General features: G+C 71.6%; 1 protein-coding gene. It reads left to right on the forward strand.

The window, feature by feature from the left end; genetic code table 11:
• Positions 1-967: MraY family glycosyltransferase (locus AC08OQ_RS00325; RefSeq protein ID WP_476611857.1), on the forward strand; the 967-nt coding region annotated here is incomplete at its 5' end.
• Positions 968-1,007 lie beyond the last annotated feature (40 nt).

The following is a 1,007-nucleotide window of genomic DNA, read 5'->3' on the forward strand; positions in this document are numbered from 1 at the left end:
GTTCGCGGGCATCGGCCTGGCGGTGTGCATCCCTGGGTACGGCGACGCCCGCGACCTGCTGTCGTTGACCATCGGCATCGCCCCGTTCGGCCTGATCGGACTCGTCGAGGACCTCAGCGGCATCACCCCGCTGCGCCGGCTGGCCCTGCACGTCACCGCGGCCGTCGTCGTCGCGGTGACGACGGTGCTCGGGGCGGTGCTCGACGACCCGGTTCCGAGCGGCACAACCGTCCTGCTCGTCACGATCATCGCGCCGATCTGGATCACCGCATTTGTCAACGTCTTCAACTTCATGGACGGCATCAACGGCATCTCGGTGACGACGGCGGTCCTGGCCGGGGCGGCGTTCACGGTGCTCGGAGCCGTCCACCACGTGGACGCGATCACGATCGGCGGTGCTCTCACGGCGGCCGCGGCGCTCGGTTTCGGCCCGTTCAACTTTCCGCGGGCCCGCATCTTCCTCGGGGACGTGGGCAGCTATTCGCTGGGAGCCGCGATCGCGGTCCTGGCGGTGCAAGCGGTCCTGGCGGGAATACCGGTGGAGACCGCCGTGGCGCCGACGGCGCTGTATCTGGCCGACACCGCCTGGACCCTGCTACGCCGGGTGCGGGCGAAGGAACAGTGGTACCTGCCCCACCGCACCCATGCCTACCAACGACTCACCACCGCCGGGTGGTCACACACCCGGGTGACCGGGCTGGTTGGCGTCCTGACGGCGGTCCTCGCCGCCTTGGGATTCGCCGCGGACGGACCACTGCCCGTTCGCCTGCTCGCCGACACGGCAGCCGGGCTGGTGCTCCTCGGGTACCTGAACGCTCCACAGCGCGTCGCGGCGAGACGGGACTGCGTCGCGGCGGCCCCGTCCTCCGGCGCGGCGATCCCGTCGCAACGCCGGCTGGCGAACCCGGACAGGACAGACCGGACCGACGGGACCCGGCCACTGGGGGATGCCGGTCGAAGCCACTGATCGGCTCGTACCCCCCCCCCCCCCCCCCCCCCCCCCCCTC

Source organism: Frankia sp. CcCS3 (genome assembly GCF_977927575.1).